A 24,293-nucleotide genomic window follows, 5' to 3' on the forward strand; every position below is an offset into this window, starting at 1 on the left:
TCGTGTGCGTATTCGACATTCAATTCTCAGATACGCTTAAATTCAAGACGAATTAAATCCCCATCGCTCAGAGCAAGGCTTCGCAAGATGCAGCAGGGAATAACCGCCGTTCACCAGACCAACCGGAAATGGAGATTCTGGATCGATGTGGGCGGAACTTTTTCCGATCTTCTCGCGCTTTCGCCAGAAGGTCACCCTGCACTCCTCAAAACACTGAGCTCCGGCAGAATCAAAGGGGTTTGCCAGCGTGGCCATCCAGAACTTTTCCAGTGGGATGATGCTTCTCTGGGGCAGTTTCCCGCTGATTTTTTTACAGGCTACGAGTGCCTCTGGGGAAATCACTCCGAGGAACAAGTCCGTTCAAAAATTGTTCGCCATGAACAGATTCGATTTCCTGAACCTTTGAGTGAAAGCCACGCGACATTTTTTGCCAGATTCACGATTCAGCCCCAGGATTCATCAGTTTCGGCTGTCATCCCCGGCGAAGGCACACTCTATGAACTGACCTCGCACGAAGAAGCAGCCTTTTGTGGGATTCGCCAGATTCTTCGCCTGCCCCTCTCGCAACCATTGCCAGAGATTGACCTATCTTTAGGAACAACTCGGGGCACCAATGCACTGCTGACTCGGAACGGGTCAAAGACGGCACTCCTCACCACCCGCGGATTGGGCGATCTCCCGAAGATTGGATCACAGGAACGGCCTCATCTCTTCGCCTTGCAGATTGAAAAGCCGGCTCAGCTCTTCTGCCAGGTGGTTGAAATCGATGAACGCATCTCCGCCGCGGGCGAGATTCTCGTCCAGCCGGATGCTCAGCAGATTCGCGAGCAGCTCCAACAATTGCTCCAGCAGGGGATACAGTCGATTGCGATCTCATTCCTGCATGCCTGGAAGTACCCCCAACATGAACAACTGGTTGCTCTTCTGGCAAAAGAAGCTGGCTTCATCGAAGTCTGCACGTCGCATCAGACAGCCCCTTTCCCCAAACTTGTTCCACGCACTGAGACGACGGTTCTCAATGCTTATCTGACTCCTGTCCTCCGTTCGTATCTCAACAGTCTTTCAAGAGGTCTAGACCAAACATCTTCTCCCCAATCCCGGCAGGTGCGGCTCATGACCAGTGCCGGCACACTGGTCAGTGCCCACAATTTCCGTGGAAGTGACAGCGTGCTCAGTGGCCCGGCGGGAGGAGTTGTGGGCTTTGCCAGAGCCGCCGAAGACGCTGGATTTTCCAAAGCCATTGGCATTGATATGGGCGGCACCAGCACGGATGTGGCGATTTATGCGGGAGAATTTCTGCGAGAGTTTGAAGGGGTGAAAGCGGGAGTCAAACTGATTGGTGATCGACTGGCCATCGAAACTGTGGCAGCAGGTGGCGGAAGTGTATGCGATCTTGTCGGTCGCCAACTTGTCGTCGGGCCACAAAGTGCCGGTGCTTCACCGGGCCCGGCCTGTTATGGACAAGGCGGCCCATTAACCATTACCGATTGCAATCTGTGGCTGGGACGGATTGATACTTCCCGGTTTCCATTTCCACTCGATCGAGAGGCGACCAGGCAACGACTTCACGAAACGCTTTTGAAACTGCAAAGCGTCATTAATTTTGAGCAGGCAGGGATGAAGGCGATCGCCTCGATTGAGGAATTGGCGGCTGGCTTTCTCGAAATTGCCAACGCCACAATGGCCCGTGCCATTCGGAAAATCTCCATCGAAAAAGGACAAATACCCGAAGATTATCTGCTGGTGGCCTTTGGTGGAGCCGCTCCACAACACGCCTGCGGTATTGCCCGATTGCTGAATATCCAACGCGTGCTCATTCATCCGCTGGCTGCGCTTTTGTGTGCCTATGGGCTCAGCCAGGCCAACGTGACTCGCCGAGGCGAACGCCCCATTTACCAGCGATTGCAAGAGACCAGCAGTGGTGGTCAGGCCACAGAAGAAACGTTGAATAACCTCCTGAGACTGGCTGGTGAACTGGAGGCAGATCTCCATCAACAGATTGAGCAGGAACATCTGCCGAGCCTGGTACTCAAACCTTTGCGGCTGGATGTCGCACTCCGTTATGCAGGTGCCGAGTCCGTCTTGGAGATTCGCTTGCCGGACGATCTGACAAATCTGTCGATGAGCGATCTGGCAAACCAGTTCCGCCGGTTGCATCGGTCTCGATACGGATATGACCGCCCTGCCGCTCAACTCGAACTGGTGGCGCTGCGCGGTGAACTTTCGGCAACCCGGGAACGCATTTCATTCCATACTGATGTGCTGAAAGCTCATGAAGTTTCTCATACCGCATTCAACAAGTCGAAGTCTCCCATGACACAACGCTGGGGAGCACAGCGTCTATGGGTTGCGGGCAACTGGCAACAGGCGGATTGTTTCCCTCGGGAACAACTGACATCGGATGACGTGATTGCCGGCCCGGCTCTGATCACCGACACGACCACCACCACTTTTGTCGATATCGGTTATGAAGCCCGGCGACTTCCCGGCGGTGAACTACTCATTTTAAAACCAGAGAAAGCAGCCCAGACCGGCTCAAGCCGCCCATCACAACCGCAGTTGGAAAACTCTTCCGCAGCCACGCTCAACGAAAAAACTCCCGAAATTTCACCTGTCGAAATTGAGGTCTTTCATCAACGTCTGGCTTCCATTGCCGACGAAATGGGGATCAAACTCCAGCAGACAGCGATTTCAACCAACGTCAAAGAGCGGCTGGATTACAGTTGTGCGATCTTTACAAGGCTCGGTGAACTGGTCGTCAATGCCCCACATGTCCCTGTCCATCTGGGAGCCATGAGCGAATCGGTCAAAGCCATACTCAAGGCTCATCCGAACATGGAACCTGGCGATGTCTTTCTCACCAACGATCCTTTTGCCGGTGGCTCGCATCTGCCCGATCTCACGGTGATCAGTCCGGTCTTCATTTCTTCACTCACTGCGAACAACAAACCTTATCTGGCGGGGTTTGTCGCCAATCGGGCGCATCATGCCGAGATTGGCGGGATCGTGCCGGGAAGCATGCCTCCTTTCTCGAAATGTCTTGCCGAAGAAGGCGTTTTGCTCAGCAATCTGCGTATTGTGCATGGCGGCGTGCTCGATGAAGCGGGCCTGATGGCACGCTGGAAGGCTCCCCCCTATCCATCCCGCATGCCGGAACAAAATCTCGCCGATCTGCAGGCACAAATTGCGGCGAACACCCGTGGGGCTCAACTGGTTGCCGACTTCGTGCAGGAGCAATCCATCTCTCACTTTGAGCTATGCCTGAACCAGCTACAGCAGATTGCCTCCACCATGATCCGCCAAATGCTGGGGAAACTCCCTCCCGGCGAGTACCCGTTCATCGATCATCTCGACGATGGCTCACCGATCCAGTTGACCTGCCGCATTTTCAAATCGGATTCTTCATCGAATCAAAAGGCAAACTCACCTGCCTGCCAACTCGATTTCACAGGAACGGGACCTGTTCTCAAAAGCAATCTCAATGCCAACCGCGCTATTGTCACAGCCAGTGTGATGTACACACTTCGGTCTCTTGTCGAGTGGTATCATCCCGATCAAGCCCACACGCACTTTCCACTCAACAGCGGGGTGCTTGAACCTGTGGAGATTGTGCTGCCCGAATGTCTGCTCAACCCTCCTGCTCACCACGATCCAAAGCTCGCGGCAGCTGTGGTGGGGGGAAATGTCGAAACGTCTCAAAGGCTCGTCGATGTCCTTCTGGGTGCTTTTGGCGTCGCAGCCGCCAGCCAGGGAACGATGAACAACCTCACGTTTGGCAATGATCGCTTTGGCTACTACGAGACGATTTGTGGTGGAACAGGGGCGACTTCGCGAGGGCCCGGCGCAGATGCCATTCACTCGCACATGACAAATACACGTCTGACAGACCCTGAAATCCTCGAACAAAGATATCCGCTCAGAGTGAAAAACTTCTCCATTCGCCAGGGTTCTGGCGGTGCAGGCCAGTATCGAGGTGGCCATGGTGTCACCCGCCAGCTCGAGTTTCTGGAACCTCTTTCTGTCTCCATTCTTTCGGAAAGACGAGAGGGTTTCCGTCCTTACGGTGCTGCCGGTGGAGAGCCGGGACAACCGGGTCAGAATCTTCTCACACGCCAGCAAACTGGCGAAACCATCGATCTGGGGGGCAAAGCAACCCTGCAGGTTGAAACAGGTGATCTGCTCACCATCCACACGCCCGGCGGTGGCGGCTGGGGATCTCCCGATATCTCGACATGAGTCACTGGCATGAAGTAATAAGAGTGCCTGCCGAATTAGCTGGCAAACTGTGACTTTAAGCCTTCGGAAGCGATCCAGACACAGCCAAAGGAAATGATCAGCCCCAGCACAAAGACCAGCATCGATTGCCAGAAAATGTCGTAGCGAACGATGACACGCCAGAGTGTGTAAGGGGGAAACAGCACAAACAGCAGACCTTTTTTCGCATTTTCCGCCAGCGCTATGGTACCGGCCCAGCTCATCCCGGCGGCTGTCATCGTCAGTCCCAGAGTGACACCCAGAATCAGCATCATCCACAGACCTTGCGTCCCGCCGCGAGTACCGAGTGCATACAGCCCACCCAACGCGATTCCACTGACGATGACCACTGTCGGTGCGAACCCCTTCCAACGGATCTGCAGTTTTTCCGGCGTCAGTCGATTAGTCTCTGTGACAGAAATTTCTGCCGTCTGAGGAGCGGAATTCATTATGCCACCTTCAGGCAGGAGGATTTTGTGGAGTGCTTCCAGTGGCGCTGTTGAGCACGTTCGAAGTGACTGGCTGTGCCAAAGCCGCAGAGTCCATCGATTTATCACCCATTAGAGGTTCAAAAACACCTGTATTCGGTGAAAAGGCATGCACCTGGCCAGTTTCCAATTGATAAATCCAGCCATGCAACGCGATCTGATTTCGCTGGAGTTTAACAGCGACAGCCGGATGCGTCTGCAGATTTTCCAGCTGAACGAGGACATGCTCCTGAATGGCGACTTCATAACGATCGGCTGGTGATAAAGCGGGATAGTTTTCTTCCATGATCCTTCGCGTGGTTTCAGCATGCAGGAGCCATTGGCGTACCATGGGGAGCTTTTCAGTCGAAGCGGGGTTCAGTAGCGCTTTAATGGCCCCACATTGAGAATGCCCGCAAACGATAATATCACTGACGTTCAAGGCTGAAACAGCAAACTCGATGGTGGCTGCTTCTCCTCCGGTCGATGCTCCAAACGGCGGGACAATATTCCCGGCGTTACGGAGAATGAACAGCTCTCCGGGATTCGTCATCATGATCAGGTCAGGGACGACACGCGAATCGGAGCAGCCAATAAACAGAGCCACAGGCTTCTGGCCAGAACTCAGTTTCTCGAACAGATTCCGCTGCTTCTCGTAAACCTCTTTATGAAACTGATGTAAACCGGCGAAGAGGGTTCTCATGGGCAGATAAGGTCCTGACAGGCTTCAAATCACACCAAAATACTCACGAATTCAATTTCGTAAATCTATCTGATTGCTTTTGAAATTGTCAGGTTCAGCAACTTTTTCTGCCGGATACTTTCCTGTTGAACAATCTGGAGACTCATCTCATTTACAGTCGGGCGCGAACGGCTTCTTTCCAGGGTCCATTATCAACACCTTTCCACCACAGAACGGCGGAGTAAGGTGCTCCAGCAGCAGAGGCCTTTGGAACAAATTTAGTGATTCGGAAAAAATTTCCATCGCGAATCGGCAACAGGCGAATTTCCTGATTGCGATTGTCAAATATGGAGCCCTCCGCAAGTACGACTTCACTGAGATGCTCCAACGCTTCGAACTCGATCGTGAAGAGCAGACCATTCACCCCCTTTTCCTGAGTCGGAACTATACGCCAGGCGGAGAGTCGAGCTGTGAAGACTTTAGGGGCCGGAGGTGGTTCGGGTTCCTTCATTTCAGCTGGCGCTTCGACCACTGCGGGTGGTGGTGTCACCTGAGGTGGTGGTGCCGGCTCATCGTCATCTCGCTTGAAGCCAATGACTGGCTTCACTTCCGGCGCGGGCGGATTGATCTGATCACAACCCCAGAGACTCATGATACCCACAGCCAGCAAAGCCCCTCTCAACAACTTGCGAGAATCAATGCTGAAGTCCAATGGCAGAGAGAGTTGAAAACAGGTCATATTTGAAGTCCCAAGAAGCGAGAAATCGCACCATCTGGCCCATACTCCATTTCGTTGACTCGCACTCCAATGCGAGACAACCAACCGCAGCGAGCCTGGGCCATTCGCAGATTGGCCCGGCCACACTCTACATTTCGCAGATGACGCCGCAATTGGCTCGATGCGATCTTCACAGGGATTTCATCGATTGGGGGAATTCTGGCATGTTGATTTGTGGGTTGGCTGGAGACTGGATGACTGAAGACTCGGTGGCTGGGGTCAAACGTCCTCGTTTGCCCCCAGGTTGTTCGATTCTCATCGGCCATAGCGAACATGATCAAAAGTCAGAAAAATACGCCTCGGCTGCATTCGTGCTGGCAACACTCTGTTGCTGGGGCGGATGAAGACTTTCGACGCTAGAAACCCCGATGAAGACCACGCCCTTGCGCAAAGCCTTCAGGGTCGTGCCACCCAAGACCAATGTCAAAAATGGTGGAAGGACACGCGCATGGCGCGGCTTCTTGTTGTCGTGGCGATGCACGACAACCCGGCCACAAGTTGGCCGGGCCACCCGTCATCACCTTTGTTTGGGCCGCGCGATGACGACAAGTTGTGTGTCATGGTCAGGTCTTATCCCCGAGACGAATCACTCGGTAATCGCACTTGATTGGGGAGGATGAATGACCGCGAGATAAGGTTTCAGCAATTGCGACCAGCGGCGATAGCCCTCTTCGCTCATATGCAGCCCATCGGCTACAAACAGTTCAGGGTTGGGTTTACCATCCGCCCCCAGCATGACCGTTTCGGTATCGATAAAGGTGGCCTGGGGGTCTTTGCCGCAGATTTTCGCCAGTTGACTATTGGTTTCGCGAATGGATTCAATCATTTCCCAGCGTTTAACACTGGGTTTGATGCCCAAGACGATGATTTTCGTCTCGGGTAATGCGGTACGAACCCAGGTATGAAACTTCTCGAAGTTCTGCACGACTTCTCCACTGGACTGCTTGGCGGCAATGTCATTATCGCCCGAATAGATCACCAGCACAGCCGGTTGGAGTGGCTTCAGAATGCGTTCGGCATGCCGGACAAGATCGTCATATCGGGAGCCTCCAAACCCGCGATTGATCGGAGTGTATTCAGGGAATGAATCTTTGAGTTTCCATAAACGAATGGTAGAGCTGCCGCAGAAAACAAGGCCGCCCGTGCGCTGAGGATGCATCGTGTTCTCCTTGTCGAAAGCAGCGAGTTCCTTGTTCCATCGCTCTGCCTGTGGAACCGCGGCGGTCTGTGGCGGTGCCGCAGTGGTTGTGGCCGGGTTGTCGATGACCGTTGGTGGAGCAGCCATCACGTCCACTTGAAGGTACGCCACGGCATGCCACAAAACGGCACTGGCTCCCAAAAGCATCAACCAGCAGGTTCGACCAGACATCCAATGACATCCAGATGCTGACTGGCGATTGTGGCATAGTGTGTAAAGAAGATCTTTCATGGGATGAGTTCCTGTCGATCTGGCGGGAGAACAATCTTCTGGTGTCCATCGCAGAATGAGCCTGCCCGGAGGTAAACTCAAGGACGCAGGGGGGAATTTAACCCCTCATGCCCTTACAAAACAGTGCGAAAGCTTCATCAGGACGTGGCCGAGATGACAGGATCCGACGAAACAGCACAGAATCCGCCATCTCTAAGCCCACCAGAGCTTTCGGAAAATCGAGCCGAGCCTGTGCAGGATCTCGCCCATCAGCAGCCTGCATTCACTGAAGGAAAGCCCCGAAGAGAAAAGCCCGAAAAAAGTCGGCGGATTGAGCGAGAGTTCGGCATTCCCATCCCCGGTGAGATTCTTCCCCCTGACCAGTGGGTCAAAACAGCCATCAAAACCCTTCCATCTTCCGGTCTATTGAACTGGCATGAAGTGTTTGGACTGACGCTGGAACAGAAGCAGGGTGTGGTGCTCGATCTCGGTTGCGGCAACGGACGCAGTACGCTGTGGCACGCGATTGTCGAGCCTCAATTCTGTTACCTGGGTGTTGATATCCTGCCCGTCGTCATTCGCTATGCGACAAGGCGTGCCAACCAAAGAGGATTGGGGCATCTTCGATTTGCCGTGATTGGTGGGAAGGAACTGCTCGCACAGTTCGTGCCCCCAGGTTCTGTATCGAAGATCTGCATCTATCACCCACAGCCCTATTACGAAGAGCACCTGATTGCCAAGCGACTGGTGACGCCTGAGTTTCTCGCCATGGCCCATCAGGCGTTAGTGCCAGGAGGCGAGTTGATCCTGCAGACAGATCATCCGGCTTACTGGCAGTACATGGAACAGGTAGTTCCTGCATTCTTTGAGTTGAGGGCGATCCCCGGTCCATGGCCTGATGCACCGCGCGGCAGAACACGCCGCGAGATTCTGGCGACAAAACGCGGGTTACCGGTGTTTCGAGGTGTCGCCACACGGAAAGAAGGGCTGGATCGCGCCTCTGCTTTTGAGAAAGCGAGTGCCCTCCCCGTCCCGACTTTCAATGCAGATCGTCGGCTGTTGGCGCTGGATCGCGAGGAACAGTCGCTTTAGCCGCGAAAAATCTATTTTTGTAACCACAAGTTTGGTCAACAGTTGCGACTCTTTTATCCAGGAGATCGCAGATTTTTCAAAGCGACAGTTGCGAAAAGTCTGCCAGTATGAATAATACTGACATTGAGACTCAGTCTCAGATTTCTGCCAGCCAGGAGATTCTCCCAGCCAGCCTGTGAGGTCATCACTTCATGGGGAAGTGAGCCTTTCATTTCAAAGGCCTTGGGCTTGGAGATTTCTATGCGACATTTGCTGCCGCGACGCGGATTTACGTTGATCGAACTTCTGGTGGTGATTGCGATCATCGCCATTCTCATCGCTCTGCTCCTCCCAGCCGTCCAACAGGCCCGGGAAGCCGCCCGGAGAACGCAGTGCCGCAATAATTTGAAGCAGATCGCACTGGCGATGCACAACTATCACGATGTCGCTAACCGGTTGCCACCGGGGTTCGATAATCAGTTGAAGAGTGCCTTCACAGCCACACTGCCATACATCGATCAGGCGAACGCCTACAACAAGTACGACTTCAGTCGCTATTACACCGATCCAGTGAATGTGGCGGTGATCAACCAGAGGATCCCCGCGTTCCTCTGTCCCACGATGGTTCTGCCGCGAGAAGTTCCCGATCCTGGCTGTCCCGGTGAAGTCGGTGCCCCCACCAGTTATGGCGTCAGCGCAGGTTCCCTGCTGCGTGGCTCCGGTTCCAACGGAACATTCGCCCATGACGATGTGAATGTCACAGTCGGAGGCATCCCCTTTCGCGACATCACCGATGGCCTTTCCAACACTCTTCTTATTGGAGAATTCAACTTCCGGCTTGCCGAATATTTGTGGACATCCTCAGCATCCAGTTGCCCCGCCAAATCAGGACAACCCCGCTGGGGCAATCATCGTTGGGGCTTGGGTTATGCCAGCATGACAACCGGCACAACGGCCTACCCCATCGGTGTTGTTGTCGGTACGGGCACAACCACCGGCATGTGGCGTAGCGACCATACCGGCGGCCTCCACTTCGCGCTGGGAGACGGTTCTGTCCGATTCATCAGCTACAATATCGATAAATCACTTCTCGACGGCCTGGCCACAAGAGCAGGAGGCGAGGTGCTTAGTGAGTTCTAATCCTGCTCAACGCGAGCCGCTTTGGGTTCTTAATGCTTATGCCTTAGGTACCACGCGGCACGAAACTTCAAACGAGGAAGCAGCCACGACGATTCCACTTCCAAAGAGCAGAATTGCCGCCAGCCTAAAGCTTTGGATTCATGGTGGGTTTCTGACATTTCTCTTTTTGAGTCTGGTCAGTCATCTGGGTTGTCAGCAGAGCGCCAGTGCCACGCCCGATCCGTTGCGGTGCGAGATTTCAGGCGAAGTGTTGATGGATGGGCAACCACTTGATGGCGCCAGCATCGCGTTTGTCTCTGTTGATACGCAGGCCCCCCAAACAGCCACGGCGAATATCATCGGCGGCAGGTTTTCGTTACCACATACCAATGGACCTTTTCCCGGTAGAAACCAGATCATGATCCTGCCAAATCAAGTGGACGAAGCCGAGGCCATAGAACGATCAAAAGCAGCTCAAGGCAAACCATTCTCACTCGATCAAGTGAAGATCCCTGCCGCTTTTCGCCGTAATTCAAAGCTGTTTTTCAATGTCTCGCTCACAGGCAGCAACCGACTGAAGCTTGAACTTGGCTCAAAGGGCGAACCGGCTAAAATCACTATTGCAAATTAGTTGCAATAACTACAGGCTAAGTTGACCCACTGCGATTGGAACAACGCGATCTTTGTTCGTTACATGAATTGTGGGCATAACCCCTCGACGAGTCCACAATCAATTGATGTTTACTGTTTCCACCTCCAAAAGGGAGTGCATATCCATGTTGACTCGTAGTTACCTCTTCGCTGGCCTTCGCAGTGGGGGAATCGTAATCGCCACCTTAGCAATGAACCTCGCGGTTCCGCTGATTGCTCAAGCCCATTTTCTGTGGGTTGTGGATGCCAACCAGTCAGCCGATGGCAAGGTGCATGTTTACTTCTCCGAAGAAGCTGCCCCTGATAATCCGGCACTCCTGGAAAAAATCCTCGGGGCCAAGCTCTGGGAAGCGAACCTCCACGATGATGCCGTCAAGGTGAGTCCCCTCAAGTTTGAAAAAGGGGAAAATTCTCTGGAAGCCACCTTCTCACCCAAATCGACCAACGCCGGAGTCTTTCTCGATTACGGCGTCATGTCGAAAGGTGGAGCCGAACCCTACCTCTTGAGATACTGCGGTCGCTCACAAACGATTGCCAACCGCAAAGGTGGCAAGGTCATTGGCGATGCGGCGGTATTGCCATTGGAAGTTGTCGCCGAACGCTCAGGCGACGGCTTCCTGCTGCGTACCTTCTGGCAAGGCCAGCCAGCCGAAGGGATTGAAGTGACTGTCGATGGTGGCGATCTTTCGGCCAGCAAAGAAGGTGTTTCCAATGCTCAGGGAGAACTCGCCCTGGGAACACTGGCCAACGGACTCTATTCCATTCGCGTCAAAAAAGTGCTGGAAGAACCAGGCAAGCTGGGGGATAAAGAATACAAGTCCATTCGGATCTACAGCACAACTTCACTCTTGATCAAGCCGCCCGCTGAAGTGACTCAACCCGCCGTATCAAAGGCCTTACCTGAACTTCCTCGCGGCATCACCAGCTTTGGTGGAGCTGTCGTGGGCGATGTGGTCTATGTCTACGGAGGCCATGCAGGGGGTGCCCATCATTACGCGAAAGAAGATCAATCGCGTGAACTGCTGGCGCTGAACGTCAAGCAGCCTTCCGAATGGAAAGTGGTCGGAGAAGGACCAGAGCGAACTGGTCTGGCGATGGTCGCCGTGGGAAATGACCTTTACCGCATGGGCGGTTTTATTGCTGATAACGGCAAGGAAGAGAAGGAAGTTCTCAAAAGCACCAGCGATTTTGCCCGCTGGGATGCGGCCATTAAGCAGTGGATCGAATTGCCGGCACTTCCTGAGCCACGCTCTTCGCTGGATGCTGCTGTGATCGGTAAAACGATCTATGTCGTCGGTGGCTGGAATCTCAATGGGGGTGGCAAGGAAGCACAGTGGCACGAAACAGCCTGGAAGTGTGACGTTTCGGCAAATCCTCCTGTCTGGCAGCCGATTGCAAATCCACCGTTCTTGCGCAGAGCACTTTCCCTCGCCGAGCATCAGGGGAAGCTTTATGTGATCGGTGGGATGAAAAATCAGGGTGGCCCGACGACAGAAGTTGCCATCTACGATCCTGCGACAAATTCATGGAGTTCAGGACCTGCTCTACCTGGCGAAGGAATGGAAGGCTTTGGCAACTCTTCATTCGCCATCAATCAGCATCTCTTCGTGAGTGTGATGTCGGGCAAAGTCTATAAGCTCTCCGCCGATGGTTCCCAGTGGGATCAGGTCTACCAGTTGGAGAAACCCCGTTTCTTCCATCGCATGCTCCCCATCAACCAGCATCAACTGGTGTTTGTGGGTGGAGCCAGCATGGAAGCCGGCAAAGCGAAAACCACGGAAGTCTTTGACATCAAGTAGGTTGAATTTGTAATCGATTCACCTTTGATTCCGTTCGACAACCACGGTTGTCGAACGGTTTTTTGTTTGAACGGATAGCCGGTAAATCCTATTGATTGAGAGCACATGCAACTTTAATGAATTTCCTGCCAGTGCCTGAAAATTGTGATCAAAACTGGTGTTCCCCCAGGAAGAACTTTGGTAGGACATTGAGCCTGTTGGATTGACTCAAGGCACTGTTGTCTTCTAACGCTATGGGTTGATGGCAGGCTGAATCTCTGGCCTGAGATGTTTTCTGAGGAATGCTTTCATGAATGGGCAGTCGATTTCGAGATTACTGAAGCAGTCTTTATTCATCGCAGGTTTCAGTTGGCTACTCCTCTCCTCTACGGTGACTCAGGCTGAATCACCCGTGGTGCGTGTGATGAGCTACAACTTGTGGCATGGAGGTGATGCCGGGAAGCAACCGCTGGAACAGACCGCCAAGGTGATTCGTGAAGCCCGGGCCGATCTGGTGGGATTGCAGGAGACGCGTGGCTATGCGACCGGCGGACAACCTCGGCCTGATCGAGCCAAGGAGATTGCCCAGATCCTCGGTTGGAATTACTTCGATCAGGGTGGAGGCACAGCGATTTTGAGCCGCTATCCCATTGGCAAAGCCTCACCGGGAAAATGGGGTGTCGAAATTGAACATCCCAGTGGTACGAAGCTGTATTTGTTCAATGCCCACCTCATGTATATTCCGTACCAGCCCTATCAGTTGTTGAATATTCCTTATGGTGATTACCCGTTTATCAAGACCGAGCAGGAAGCGATCGACTTCGCGAAAAAGGCCCGCGGTGAGCAGGTCGAGCGTCTGATTGCGGATATCAAAGCCACAGTTCCCGCTGACGCTACAGTTTTTGTGACTGGCGATTTCAATGAGCCATCGCATTGGGATTGGACAGCAGCAGCTCAAAAGGCTGGCCGCTGCCCGATCGCTGTGAAATGGCCATCGACCAGCATGATGGCAGAGACAGGCTTCATTGACACCTACCGCGAAGCCCATCCCGATCCGGTCACTGCACCCGGAATCACGTGGACACCGCTCACGAAGATCACCGATCCCAAAGATCGCCACGATCGCATTGATTTTGTGCTGATGCGTCAGGGAGGTGGCAAAGTCCTCAGTTCGCAAGTCCTGGGCGAATCGAAAGAGGCGGCAGATGTGGTCGTCATCCCCTACCCTTCAGATCATCGCTCTGTGGTGAGTGCTGTTGAACTGACGGGCAAGTGATACGCTATGCATGAAATAAGAGCGCTCTATGTGCCATGCTTGCAGCAGTGTGCCATGCTTGCAGCTCTGGGCAAGCATGCTCGACTACCCCTCAACAGGCCATCGATTTCGGGAATGGGCATCAGACATGCTCGCTCAAAGCCGCGAGGCATGGCACGCAGGATGCAGCATTCATTGATTGCTTGAGATCAATGGTGACCCGACGACTTCTTAGGCTCCGCTTTCTTGGTCTCCGTCTTCGCCCCATGGCTGCTGGAACCATGACTGGAAGAACCGTGCCCAGAAGCTTCCTTTTTCGCTCCATGGCCGCTCGATGAACCGTGGCCTGAAGAGCCATGCCCCGATGAACCGTGACCCGCGGCTTTCTCGGGTGCGTGACTATCAGTCTTGGGCTTCGCGTGCAGGCTTTGTCCAGGTGGAACCTGTGACGGATCAGCCTTGCCAAAGAAACCGCCCGGCTCGTCTGGGCTTTCTCGATATTTGCGAGCGAGCTCACCAATCAAAAAGACTTCGACACGAGCATTCTGGGCCTGATGTTCAGCATCGAGCTTCTTCGCACTATAGGGTTCTTCGGCACCATCCTGGCTGAGCCGCAAGCGACCAAGTTCAACACCTTTACTCACCAGAAAATCTTTAACAGCCTGACTGCGCATCCACGACAATTGCCAGGGATCTTCTTTCGTTTGAGTGTCGGCACGTTCGCGGCGAGATGCGTGGCCCCGAATTTCAATCTTATTGGGTTTCCCCAGCAGATCCGGAAGCAATGCTTCAAGCTGATTAATGGCCGATTCATCGAGTGCGTAGGCTTTTTCGGCAAAGAGAACCATTGTCCCCACGTTTCGCGTCTTTTCGATGTCGTGGAAAATCTTCAGTTCTGCACGCGGCGGAAAGAGCGATGGCTCCACATCGGGATCCAGTTCGGCGGCAGCAGCACCGGGTGGCGGTTGAAAGTAGTGCGCCACAGCCGTTTTCACTTCTTTGCTCTGGCCCACCAGCCACATGACGAGAAAGAACGCCATCATCGCGGTGACGAAGTCGGCATAGGCAACTTTCCATGCTCCTCCGCCACCACCAGCCATCGTTCAATCTCCTGAAAACTGACTCAAATGACTGGAATCACGCTGCTGCATCGGCTTCTTTGAGCATTTTTTCCAGTTCGACACGCTCGGGGCGGGCTTCACTGCAGACGACTCGACGGGCCTGTTCGATAATCTGCTTAGGTGCAGCACCACCAATGGCGGCTTCGATGATCGCCGCTGTTGTGCGATAGAAATCCATCTCAGATTTCCCGAGAAGATCCATGCGTGCTGCCAGTGGAGCCATAAAGCCATACGAGGCGAGAATCCCGAGGAAGGTACCGACGAGAGCCGCACCCACTTTGTGACCAATTTCCTCCACAGGGCCATCAATGGCACCCATGGTGATCACAATTCCAAGCACGGCAGCCACAATCCCGAAGCCGGGCATCGCGTCGGCACTCTTGGCGAGAATTCCAACGGCCTGATGATGCTCTTCTTCCATCACAGCAATCTGCTTCTGGAGCAGGTCGTGGAGCTGTTCCTGGCTCATGCTGGCCTCCACGACTGAAGACAGTCCATCACACAGAAAGGTCGTAAAATGATGATCCTTCTGGAGCCGGGGATACTTCGAAAAAATCTTGCTTTCGTGAGGATCGTTCAGGTGAGGCTCTAGTGCGAGTAAGCCATCTTTTCGAGCCGTCTTGAGGAGATCATAAGACAGCTTGAAAAGATCACCGTACGCTTTCTTATTAAACGGGCTCCCCTTAAGTGCCCCGATGATCGACTTGATCAGATCTTTGAGGATTTTGGGGCTGCCCATGACCAGCATGGCCCCGAGCGAAGCACCACCAATGGTGAGCACTTCGGAGGGGTGGATCAAAGCTTCCACATGGCCACCAGCCCATGTGTAGCCGCCCAGCACGCAGCCAGTTACAACGATGAATCCAATAATCACAAACATGCCGCGATATTCCGCTCGCTGAGGGCACCTTCGGGAACGATATGGCAAAGAGAACGACGGCTGTCGGATGGCTCAATGGGCGAACCCGTCGAGAGAACTCACCGCCTCTTTGATCGGAAGGCCGAAGCCTGATCAGTGGCAGGAAATGCAGGAACTCGCCCCGCAAATTCGAGTTGGCAGTGAAATGCCCTGTTGTAGTATCAATTCACTGTTTAACACGTGCAGCGATTCTGCGGATTATGCTGGGCACAGAGCCAGCGCACGATCTTCCAGATGCAGGGAAGAGAGATCCGAGATGCTGCCCTTGGGTGATTACTCCACCAGTGAATCACCGGGCCGGTAACGCACAGGGTGCCACGACTTCGCGAGATTGATCAGCCCTGCCAGAATCTGTGGGTCATTCGCGCAGGCCACGACCCGTGGTAAACGAATCATATCGGCTTTTTCATCCAGCCACGTCTCACGAAAATGGACCGGCTCGCCGGTATCTGTCCAGCAGGCATTCCCACCAAAGTACCGCGCAATCTGCATCGAAACCGGAAAGTCGTAGACATTCGGCGAATGAATCAACGAGCCTGCAAATTCCCCGGAAGCCATCAGTTCATAGATACTTCCCGGCATCTCATCAGGTGCGACTCCTTCGTAGCCGCACCTCGTAATCTCGCTGGCCGCGATCACATCCCGATGCTGAAAGCCAATCACGTAGATCTTCTTCGAAGTCGTCGGCCGATCAGCCTCGGCAACCACAAGACTTCGCACGACATCAGTCGCGGGGCGTGACCAGTCATCCGGCCCACTCACCACGCGTTCCGGCGTTACCTCGACCCACCAGCCCTGCACACCTTTTTCCGGGATGTACACCAGCGAATAAAGCATTTCGCTGGCTGTCCGCAGATGCAGCATCACGGCATATCCATTCCCCGTATGGTCTCGATACTGCTTCGTTCCATCAATGGGATCCAGTGCCAGCACAAACTCCGATTGCTGAGCGAAGGCATGCAGATCGCCTGTTGATTCTTCTGCCTCAATTCGACAATGCCGGAAGATCGGATCCACATCACGAAGAGCCGCCACCAGCAACTCCTGGATCGTTAAATCGGCCAGAGTGAGTGCATCAGTCAGCGCACTTCCCGTCGTTTTTGTGGCGACAGAAATGTTGTGACTTCGTAACCGTCGCCCAATCGCACCTGCCCAGCGCAAAATGGGTGGAAGGTGGACACTCAGCGCATTGATCAGAAACTCAGACTGCATGGAGCGTCGCCTTATTGAGCAATATCGATGGGAAAGTTGTCTTCAGTCAGTTCACCAATGACACACAAGAAACGATTCAGCGGCCCGGTTCAGATCGCCCAACCTGTGAAGCCTCCACGAGCTGCTCGACATACTCGATCAAGCGTGTTGCGACGGGAATTCCTGTTGCAGCTTGAAATCCCTTCCAGCCGGGAACTCCATTCACTTCCAGCAGCAGCCATTGACCATCCGGACGTCGTACCAGATCGACACCTGCGAACACAGTCCCTACAGTTTTTGCAGCAGCGACCGCCAGGCTGGCTGTTTCATCATCGAGTTCTGTACGCATCGATTGGCCTCCCAGCGAGAGATTCGTGCGGAAATCTTCTTGAGACTTGCGTTCAATCGCCCCTAGAGGCGCACCATTGAGCACCAGCACTCGCAGGTCGCGACCACCATGATCAATATACTCTTGCAGGTAAAGCACGGCTCCCGTTCGCACCAGAGTTTGTGCCACTCTCCAGAGCAATTCCGGCTCTTCGATACGAAAAATCCCTCGCCCTTCAGACCCAAACAGTGGCTTGAGCACCACATTTCGCCCGAGCTTCTCAAAGGCTTGCAATGCTTCCTGTGCTGTCTCGCAAACAAATGTGGCCGGCACCGGCAGCCCGGCATGAGCGAGGCGAGCCGTGGTGAGAAACTTATCAATCGCACATTCCAGCGACCTGGGTGAATTGATGATCGGCAGACCTTTCTGCTCGGCCAACGCCAGCAGATTCATCCGCGTTACCACCTGCTCCAGCGAACCGCCGGGCATAGACCTGACAATCAACGCATCCAATCCGTCCAGTTCAAAATGAGGTGTTGCCTCTTTTGATGGGGTCAGAAATGTCTGCCCTGTGATCTCAATAGGACGATCTGCTGATCGAGTTCCTGATCCGCAGCTTGCTGCCAGTTCAGAAAACTCCAGCGGAACGACCATATGGCCACGCTCTCTCGCGGCCAGTTCCAACTGCTCCAGCGACCAGTTCCCGGGCTGTGACAGCACACCCATCTTCAAGATGGCTGTCATTCCGCAACCAGACCAAACGACTTAAGCACCAGAGGCACATGAGGCTCGCCCGCCACATGCACTCGACCGGTATCGACGTTCTGCACAATCACCTGGGCGGGGCTGAACAACAGCTTGTCAATTTTGTAGAAGTCGCGTCCGGCAGCTTCGAAGATCTCCAGGAAAGTTTTTCCAAAGACCGACGAAGATTTCGATGGAACCTGGGGCAGAATCTCGGCAATCGATGCGTCATCTCCGGTCATCAGCAGAGTGACCGTCGAGCCGTAGAGAATCGCATCGTTGGTTCGACCGATGCCCTGCAAATCATTCGCGGCAACAGGTGGCAAAGGTGCTGAACCAAAGCCACTGCGAATTCGATGCACGTCAAATCCCAACTCCAGCAGTTTGTGCATCGCCGTTTCGACAGAACGGGCCGCCACTTGATAGTTCCCCGCAACGGATGACGTCGGTGCAATCAACAGTGTGATATCAGCCGGCTCAACCCCCGTTTTCGCTGAGATTTCCTCAAATATCGATTCGGGTGGGAGCATGGCTGTTTCCAGAATCCCTACCACATGGTCGGCTTCTTCCTTGTACCACAGCTTATCGAACAATGGTTCGACACCAGCCGCCGCTCGCATGGGGCCGCTCCCCATCGCATGAAACTTGCCACTCGAAAGCTGCCACCCTGCATACTGGCTATAAAGGCAGGCTGCCACCGGGTAATCGGTCTCCACGACCACATGGGGCCACTGCCACTTGCCTAAAAGCTGCGGCTGCAGATTGACTGTCGCCAGGCCCGCCATGCAGACGGTCGAAAGCACCTGACCTGCTTCAAGTGAACCTTCCGCCTCAACTCCAAAATCGAGCAGCAAACCTGTTCCAGCCGATTCATGGGCAATAATCCGGAAATGATCCGGCGACTCAACGACTTCTTCAATAATCGAGAGAGACAGTTCGTTGAGTTCAAGATTCATGCGGCGTGGCTTTTTTCGAAGTCAATAATCGATCAAACAATCACTGGTGCTTACCCAGCAAATGAGTGAGTCAACACGAAGATGGCCGAATTGTAAACGATTGAAAGACAACTCGCGAGAACCAGCCACCTGCCGATTCTCGCGAGTCATGTTTCGTTTCATTTTTCTACCGTGTGGGGAATGCAGGGCACATCCACCACAGGAGAAAGAACATAAGTCGTTTCTAGTCTCGACTTTGCAACTTGCTGAGCAGACGCAACATTTCCAGATACAGCCACACCAGAGTCACATTCAGCCCATGGGCAGCGAGCCACTCATAATTCTTAGGCAAGTTTTGAGAGGCTGCCGTCGCAATAAAGTCAAAGTCCAGAATCAGATTCAAGGCCGCAATGATGACGCAAAAGGCTGTGAACCCAATCCCCAGGAGCGAAGCGTCATATACGAATGACATCGCCTGAATATTGAACAGGCTTAAAACGAACGCCAGCAGATAGACCAGACCAATTCCTCCGGTGGCGGCAATTATGCCGGCGCGGAATGTGGCTGTGGCACGAATCAAGCCCACCTTGTAGGCCAGCAGCATCGCGGCAGCCACACCCACGGTGGCGGCGATCGCCTGTACGCCAATTCCCGGGAAGCGGGCCTCAAAAATTGTGGTGATCCCCCCCAGAAACACACCTTCCAGGAGTGCATAAATGGGTGCTGCCACAGGTGCACTGCGGAGCCAGAAACAGACACACAAGCTGGCAATCAGCCCGCCAATTGCACTGCCGATCAAAGATGGCATTAACAGCTGTGGATTGTTCTGCAGATAGCTGAAGGACAGTAATCCCAGGCTGGCTGTCAAACCAATCAGAACCATCGACTTGTTGACGGCTCCAGAAACAGTCATCACAGAGGACGACGACAGGCCACCCTCATGAGCCCAGCGATCAAAAGCACTCTCGTTCAGAACTGGATTCCCGGTACGCATCGTGTACTGACCTTCGAAAAATTGAATTTGCTGTCGGAAACCGTAGCAGACTGATGAAATCTACCAGATACTAATACGTTCTCGGCCCTCGAATAGATGATCAATGACTCAGTTTTTTGAAATTCTTTGGCTGAATGATCCATCCCTAAACACTGATAACAAAGCAGATCGCCAGCTCTTTCCAGGAATCCGCCATCAACCATAACCTCTAATACAGAAATCTGTTACAAGATATCAGCGTTCATGTCTGACGCCCTCGATGTCGCTTCACCCCGGCATTTTTCGACAATCAAGCCCCCCCGACAAGAACTCTGAACCGATGGCCATTCTGTCAAAAACGGTCACTGTCGAAAAATATCTGGCAGGAGTCCGTGTCGACAGTTTTTTGGTCAAACACTTTCGCAGCTACACGAGCTGGCGGATTCTCCGCATGGTTGCCGCTGGCCTGGTTACGATCGATGGGCAAGTCGCTGCCACCACTCAACGTGTGCATCCCGGCCAACAGGTGACCATTCAACTTACAGAGCCACCCGACCTGTTCGTCCCCCCCGAACCAACTCCGCTCGAAATCCTGTTTGAAGACGACTCCCTGCTCGTCATCAACAAGCCTGCAGGTCTCATTGCTCACCCGACTGGCGAAATCCCTGATGGTACGCTGATTAACGCTGTCCAGCATTATCTCGACAAACAATCGACTCATCCCGGCCTTGAGCGACCCGGGATTGTCCACAGGCTGGACCGCGATACCAGCGGTGCCATGGCCATTTGCAAAGAACATCTTTCCCACCGCTTACTCTCGATCCAGTTCCAGCTGGGCCGAATTTCCAAAAGTTATCTCGCACTCGTCGAAGGTGTCCTCACAGACGATCAACTGGTCATCGACCTTCCGATTGGCAGGGCACCAGGTTGCTCCAGTGCGCTCATGTCTTGCCGGGCCGATGCTCTCGAAGCCCAGGCCTCGAAAACCTCTCTTCGAGTAGTGGAACGGTTTCCGCAACACACTCTTGTCGAGGCCAAACCCCGCACAGGCCGTATGCATCAGATTCGTATTCATCTGGCAACCATCGGGTTCCCCATTGTGGGAGACGAGTTCTACCTCAAAGGAGGGGAAATCCGGCCACTCGTCTGGCCAGAAAGTGAACGCGTGCAGGTCTCTCTTCTCATCAATCGACAAGCCTTACACGCCGCATGCCTTTCCTTCGCCCACCCGCTCACCAACGAGTGGCAAGACTTTCAAGCTCCCTTGCCCGACGATCTGCGCCAAGCCATCGAACTCGCCCGCCTTGGCCAAACTTGAAAAAGCGGTTCAGCAAAGAACTCCACTCTGTCGGATAGAAGTTCAAAAAATCATTGAACAACGCCCGACGGCCGACTGAGTTTCGATCACTCGGAAGCTGCTCTTAATGAGCATCAGCAACAAATGCGGCAAACGCCTGCAATTCCGTTTGCGCCAGCAAGAATATCTGCCAAGTCATCGCTCAACCTGCAAAGATCATCAGGATCTCACGCGAGTAAACTTCAAGTTCAGACTTTCAATTTCCAAAGTCCTCGGCTAGGAAAAGATCAGCCAAATCAAGTATGAAATTTTTGCGGAACTTCGAAAAGTCTCTGAACATTTACTTTCTGAGATTTAAATTTCAGTCATCAATGAATCTGATCGTCGTGCCAGATACTTCGATGGCCAGCAGGTCAATTCCCTGTTCATGAATGCATTTCGCTCTCAATAAATCGGCCCAAGACAAAACATTCCCACTCAATCGCATTTAAAGTTCACTCAACATTTTCCACAAATAGCACCCACCCGAAAGACTCGTCATGATTCACGACGATCAACGAAAGCCATCAAGGCTAATAATTAACCAATCACTAAAACTCACTCGAATTTTAGGCTTCTTGCTGATCCCTTTAATTGCACCGTTATCTTTATCCGCACAGTTCTCCTACCCACCCGAATTCAAAGAGGCTCGAGTCGAGACCTACCGAAAAACAGGTTCGACAGAATTGAAGCTCTGGATCTTCGGGGAGTCTGATCCTAAAACTACTAAGCCCGCCATTGTGTTTTTCTTCGGCGGTGGCTGGAATTCCGGATCACCAGCACAATTTGAAAATCAGGCACGGCACTTTGCTAAACGAGGCATGATTGCGATTGTGGCCGACTACAGGGTCAAATCCAGACACAATGTGCAAGTTGTTGAATGCGTAAAGGACGCCAAGGCTGCTATCGCCTGGGTTCGAGAAAACGCCAAGCGATTAGGCGTTGATCCTGACAAGATTGCTGCTTCAGGAGGCTCTGCCGGAGGCCACCTTGCAGCCTCAACCGGCACCATCAGTGGTTTTGGCAGTGATGAACGTCCCAACGCCATGATTCTCTTCAATCCTGCCTGCACTCTCGCACCCATCGCTGGTTGGCAACCCCCAGGAGCCAGAGCAAAACTCAGCACTGAACGATTCGGCGTCGAGGCCACAGCCATCTCACCGGCTCATCACGTCGGTCCGCAGACTCCACCAACCTTGATTCTCCATGGCACGAAAGACAGCACAGTTCCCTACGCTTCGGTCGTCGCATTCGAAGCTGAGATGAAAAAAGCCGGCAGACCCTGCAAGTTAGTAGGCTACGAAGGTGCAGAACATGGCTTCTTCAATCGAGGTGAAAACTATGACAAGACTCTCACTGAAGCTGACAAATTTCTGGTAGACCTCGGCTGGATCAAAAAATGAGACCCTGCACATCAAAAAGTTGAATGACCCCATCAATACAGTAAGAAATCAGACATTTCGTTGATTTCTGAGAGCCCTTGAATCAACTTCTTAAGTGACCTTCGCGAACTTCCTGATCTTTATTGGAACCGAAGCCCTATACATTTCGCGTTCCAAATGATTCAAGGCTCGTCAGCAAATACTGGTGACATTCGCGAACAACTTATTGACGCGACCCACAAACCATGCCTTTCGATCTGCGTCCTGGTCAGATGTCAGAACTCACTGGGCACTTTTGCAATTTCACCACGTTTCAGGATTTGTCGTGACAGAGCTCTATGCATCGCCAGCTGCCTGGATCATCCCTTTTTGCGATGCCGCCACCGAAGTTTTTCTCTGCATGCTTCAAGCCACTTGTCAAATTCAATCCATTTGTCCTCCAGATTCAGCACCACCACTGGAATCCATCACAATTGCCATCGACCTCACGGGGACAGCACCTGGGCGAGTCATCTTGAGTGTTGCAGAATCTGTCGCTGACCAGTTTGTCGAGCGGCTCACGGGCTTCGGTGCCGAAGGCGATCTGGGTTTGTTGCGGGATATCGTCGGTGAGGTAGCCAATATGGTGGCAGGTTCCGGCAAAGGGAACCTGCCACAGTTGGGCTTTCTCATTGGCACACCCCGACAGCTCACTGCCGAGGAGTTGGTCAATTTGTCGGCAAACTGGCCTTTGAGGCAGACAGCCACTTTGGAGACTTCATTCGGCTTATGCCTGCTGGATGTGAGCTGGAATTTCCAGTTCGCGACTCCTTCAGCAGATACACCTCTTCCAGAAGCTGTCTGATATTTCGAGGCTGCTGGAGTTCTTCCGGGAAACCCACCACGGAACCCATCGCCAGAATCTGCGGGTGCCAGGTTCGCCCCATGGCATCGCACCAGAGCTTCCCGCACTCATCCGATTCAATACCAACTTTGCCCAGATCAAGGTCCGCCGTCACACCGACTTCTGTCTGGCAGGAAACGACGGTCTGCACCAACACACGTTCCCCGCTGCAGATCTCCACTTCGCAATAATCACCGCGTGGCCTCAATCCGCGAATCCCGGCGCGAAACTCTTGCCATTCAGTCGATTTCTGCCTTTCGGGCAAACGCCGCCCCAACAGCAGAACATCACTCCCCAACCTGCTGTAGATCTTCGCCACCGCCTGGGCCCAGCGATTACTCCCCAGCACCACCATCGACTTTGGAGTCGACCTCGCCAAAAACAATTCTCCCAGTGAAAATGGCAGCGAACTTTTGCTATTCAACGATTCATGCGGAACTTGAGGCGAAACACCATGGCGGACAGGAGCCACCATAGATCCCGTCGCCACAATCAGCAGATGTGTCATCAGGAGTGGCCCGTCAACAACCGGCTGCTTCACCGATGGATTTGCAGCACTCATGGGCATCACTGCAATCGAGGCGCCATCGGCCCCCACGACCTTCGCCGCACCGGGGAAACAATCAACCCGGGCCTCCCTCAAGAGCGTCTGCTGGCGTTCCTGCTCTCGTCGGCCAAAAGGAAGCAATCGACGAGCCAAAGTCTGTGAACTCGTTGCTGCGGCAAACTCATTTTGAGTGATCATTTCCAGGAATTCGGGTGACCACTGTGCCCCGACAGACTCGCTGGAGATTTCCCATGCCGACGCAGGTTCAATCAAAGCAGTTCGTAATCCCAGCCGTGCCGCCGTCGTGGCCACTTCGACCGCGAGAGCCGTTCCACCAGCAATGGTGCAATCGTACATGGCTGGATCCTTTCACGACACGCCTGACGAACCACAGTTCCCCAAACCAACACCCGGTCAATTTCCCTCAATTCGTCCGTCCACAAATAGCCCTCGTTTCCATCGGCACAACGA

19 protein-coding genes and 1 pseudogene are annotated in these 24,293 nt (G+C 53.5%); 9 read left to right on the top strand and 11 right to left on the bottom strand.

The window, feature by feature from the left end; translation table 11 throughout:
- Positions 1–87 precede the first annotated feature (87 nt).
- Positions 88–4,236: an oxoprolinase family protein gene (locus tag PLIM_RS13220; protein WP_013110825.1), complete on the top strand. Its 4,149-nt coding sequence runs from the start codon at positions 88–90 to the stop codon at positions 4,234–4,236.
- Between the two features lie 35 nt (positions 4,237–4,271).
- On the opposite strand, the gene PLIM_RS13225 is transcribed toward PLIM_RS13220, so the two are convergent.
- The 4 genes from PLIM_RS13225 to PLIM_RS13245 form a co-directional block, all read right to left on the bottom strand.
- Positions 4,272–4,703: a hypothetical protein gene (locus PLIM_RS13225; RefSeq protein ID WP_013110826.1), complete on the bottom strand. Its 432-nt coding sequence runs from the start codon at positions 4,701–4,703 to the stop codon at positions 4,272–4,274.
- A 10-nt stretch (positions 4,704–4,713) separates the two neighbouring features.
- Complete coding sequence (locus tag PLIM_RS13230) at positions 4,714–5,424, bottom strand: carbonic anhydrase (protein WP_013110827.1); 711 nt, start codon at positions 5,422–5,424, stop codon at positions 4,714–4,716.
- A 151-nt stretch (positions 5,425–5,575) separates the two neighbouring features.
- A complete protein-coding gene (locus PLIM_RS13235) occupies positions 5,576–6,142 on the bottom strand; it encodes a hypothetical protein (protein WP_013110828.1) in 567 nt (188 codons plus the stop codon).
- 625 nt (positions 6,143–6,767) lie between these two features.
- Positions 6,768–7,550, bottom strand: a complete 783-nt coding sequence (locus PLIM_RS13245; protein ID WP_052301576.1) for a GDSL-type esterase/lipase family protein — start codon at positions 7,548–7,550, stop codon at positions 6,768–6,770.
- 213 nt (positions 7,551–7,763) lie between these two features.
- Between PLIM_RS13245 and trmB the strand changes: the two genes are divergently transcribed.
- From trmB to PLIM_RS13270, 5 genes are all read left to right on the top strand, one after another.
- Positions 7,764–8,681: a tRNA (guanine(46)-N(7))-methyltransferase TrmB gene (trmB, locus tag PLIM_RS13250; protein ID WP_013110832.1), complete on the top strand. Its 918-nt coding sequence runs from the start codon at positions 7,764–7,766 to the stop codon at positions 8,679–8,681.
- Positions 8,682–8,921: 240 nt separating this feature from the next.
- The gene (locus tag PLIM_RS13255; protein ID WP_013110834.1) at positions 8,922–9,800 is read left to right on the top strand and encodes a DUF1559 domain-containing protein; all 879 of its coding nucleotides are present in this window, start codon (positions 8,922–8,924) and stop codon (positions 9,798–9,800) included.
- A gap of 253 nt (positions 9,801–10,053) precedes the next feature.
- Positions 10,054–10,410, top strand: a complete 357-nt coding sequence (locus PLIM_RS24190; RefSeq protein WP_148227101.1) for a hypothetical protein — start codon at positions 10,054–10,056, stop codon at positions 10,408–10,410.
- Between the two features lie 145 nt (positions 10,411–10,555).
- Positions 10,556–12,229 carry a kelch repeat-containing protein gene (locus PLIM_RS22940; protein ID WP_013110836.1) on the top strand — a complete coding sequence of 558 codons (1,674 nt, stop codon included), beginning with the start codon at positions 10,556–10,558 and terminating at the stop codon, positions 12,227–12,229.
- 289 nt (positions 12,230–12,518) lie between these two features.
- The gene (locus PLIM_RS13270; protein WP_013110837.1) at positions 12,519–13,484 is read left to right on the top strand and encodes an endonuclease/exonuclease/phosphatase family protein; all 966 of its coding nucleotides are present in this window, start codon (positions 12,519–12,521) and stop codon (positions 13,482–13,484) included.
- 188 nt (positions 13,485–13,672) lie between these two features.
- Here PLIM_RS13270 and PLIM_RS13275 read toward each other — a convergent pair whose 3' ends face one another.
- From PLIM_RS13275 to PLIM_RS13300, 6 genes are all read right to left on the bottom strand, one after another.
- Positions 13,673–14,563: an OmpA/MotB family protein gene (locus tag PLIM_RS13275; protein ID WP_013110838.1), complete on the bottom strand. Its 891-nt coding sequence runs from the start codon at positions 14,561–14,563 to the stop codon at positions 13,673–13,675.
- A gap of 37 nt (positions 14,564–14,600) precedes the next feature.
- Positions 14,601–15,464: a flagellar motor stator protein MotA gene (gene motA, locus PLIM_RS13280; RefSeq protein ID WP_013110839.1), complete on the bottom strand. Its 864-nt coding sequence runs from the start codon at positions 15,462–15,464 to the stop codon at positions 14,601–14,603.
- A gap of 312 nt (positions 15,465–15,776) precedes the next feature.
- Complete coding sequence (locus PLIM_RS13285; RefSeq protein ID WP_013110840.1) at positions 15,777–16,715, bottom strand: inositol monophosphatase family protein; 939 nt, start codon at positions 16,713–16,715, stop codon at positions 15,777–15,779.
- A 76-nt stretch (positions 16,716–16,791) separates the two neighbouring features.
- Positions 16,792–17,766, bottom strand: a complete 975-nt coding sequence (locus tag PLIM_RS13290; protein WP_013110841.1) for an ATP-grasp domain-containing protein — start codon at positions 17,764–17,766, stop codon at positions 16,792–16,794.
- Positions 17,763–18,722 carry a methenyltetrahydromethanopterin cyclohydrolase gene (gene mch / locus PLIM_RS13295; RefSeq protein ID WP_013110842.1) on the bottom strand — a complete coding sequence of 320 codons (960 nt, stop codon included), beginning with the start codon at positions 18,720–18,722 and terminating at the stop codon, positions 17,763–17,765. The genes PLIM_RS13290 and mch overlap by 4 nt, the downstream gene beginning before the upstream one ends.
- A gap of 223 nt (positions 18,723–18,945) precedes the next feature.
- Complete coding sequence (locus PLIM_RS13300) at positions 18,946–19,695, bottom strand: Bax inhibitor-1/YccA family protein (RefSeq protein ID WP_013110843.1); 750 nt, start codon at positions 19,693–19,695, stop codon at positions 18,946–18,948.
- A gap of 319 nt (positions 19,696–20,014) precedes the next feature.
- On the opposite strand from PLIM_RS13300, the gene PLIM_RS13305 reads away from it, so the two are divergent.
- From PLIM_RS13305 to PLIM_RS24760, 3 genes and pseudogenes are all read left to right on the top strand, one after another.
- Positions 20,015–20,992, top strand: coding sequence for an RluA family pseudouridine synthase (locus PLIM_RS13305; protein ID WP_013110844.1), 978 nt, complete (start codon positions 20,015–20,017; stop codon positions 20,990–20,992).
- A gap of 596 nt (positions 20,993–21,588) precedes the next feature.
- Entirely contained in the window at positions 21,589–22,413 is an 825-nt protein-coding gene (locus tag PLIM_RS13310; RefSeq protein WP_230849308.1) for an alpha/beta hydrolase, read from the top strand.
- Between the two features lie 379 nt (positions 22,414–22,792).
- Positions 22,793–23,083, top strand: a pseudogene (locus PLIM_RS24760) (chemotaxis protein CheX); the annotation flags it as partial.
- Between the two features lie 16 nt (positions 23,084–23,099).
- On the opposite strand, the gene PLIM_RS13320 reads toward PLIM_RS24760, so the two are convergent.
- A complete protein-coding gene (locus PLIM_RS13320) occupies positions 23,100–24,179 on the bottom strand; it encodes an FAD-dependent oxidoreductase (protein WP_013110846.1) in 1,080 nt (359 codons plus the stop codon).
- Between the last annotated feature and the right edge of the window lie 114 nt (positions 24,180–24,293).

Origin of the sequence: Planctopirus limnophila DSM 3776, from assembly GCF_000092105.1 — a bacterium.
GTDB classification, from domain to species: domain Bacteria; phylum Planctomycetota; class Planctomycetia; order Planctomycetales; family Planctomycetaceae; genus Planctopirus; species Planctopirus limnophila.